The organism is Rhodoferax sp. RT5P35 (genome assembly GCF_056521385.1).
In genome coordinates, this window is sequence record NZ_JBWMAX010000335.1 from 1 (window position 1) to 1,065 (window position 1,065).

General features: G+C 62.3%; 1 protein-coding gene. It reads right to left on the reverse strand.

Going from position 1 to position 1,065, the window contains the following annotated elements:
- Positions 1 to 39: 39 nt before the first annotated feature.
- Positions 40 to 1,065 (reverse strand): ABC transporter permease (locus AC097L_RS26110; RefSeq protein WP_479589593.1); only part of this gene is annotated, 1,026 nt, incomplete at its 5' end.

Here is a 1,065-nt window from a genome sequence, read left to right on the forward strand (position 1 = left end):
GCAGTCGGAATAAGCGCTAGAGCCCTATTTCTTATAAATTCAATGCGCTGCAGCCATGGCCGCGCCCTTGCGCCGCCCCAGCTTGCGCTCGCCCACCAGCAGCTGGATCAGCCCCATCGCCGCCGACATCAGCACGATCAGCACCGTGCAGTACGCCAGCGCCACGCCGTAGTCACCCTGCCCCACGCGGCCAATGATGTAGGTGGTGGCCAGCTCGTTTTCGGCGGTCACCAGAAACACCACCGCCGACACCGTGGTCATGGCCCGCACAAAGCTGTAGACCAGCGCGGCAATCAGCGCCGGTTTGAGCAGCGGCAGCACCACGTGGATGAGGGTTTGCAGGGTGGAAGCGCGCAGCATCAGCGAGGCTTCGTCCAGCGACTTGTCCAGCTGCTTGAAGGCCGCCGTACCCGCCCGCACACCCACCGGCAGGTTGCGGAACATGAAGCACAGCACGATCACCGCGCCGTATACTAGGAAGAGCATCTGGCGCCAGGCATCCTTGACCACAATGTTGGTCGCAGCCTCGATGCCCGCCGATCCTGCGGCGAGCAGGAACTGGACCTTGGCGGTATCGTTGACGCGGGCAAATGATTCAACATGGCTCACCACGCGACTCAGGGTCTCGGCCTTGTGATCCTGCAAATAGACGTAAACCGTCAGCAAGGCGCAGTTGGCGTTGTACAGACCGCGCGGCGCGCCCCCGGTCACGGAGTTAAGCATTTCCTGGTTTGGCAGAAACTCATACCACTTGGGATTGCCTTCGTTCAGGCCCGAGAGCATGCGCCGATTGAGCAGCGACAGCGTGTTAGTGGTTTCGACACCGTCGAGCTGACGCAGCTCCCACTCCAGCACGTCCACCTTGTTGAGTGTTTGGTAGTCGGCGCACTGCCCCTCAGGTGTCTTGACCATGATGGCCATTACATCGCTGGATGCGCCATAGGACGCATTGAGAAAGGCTGCGTCGCGGTTGTAGCGGCTGTCCGGGCGCAACTCGGGCGCGCCAGCGTCCAGGTCGCCGATCTTGAGCTGGGTGCTGACCGCGAAGCCGCCCAGGCCCAAGGC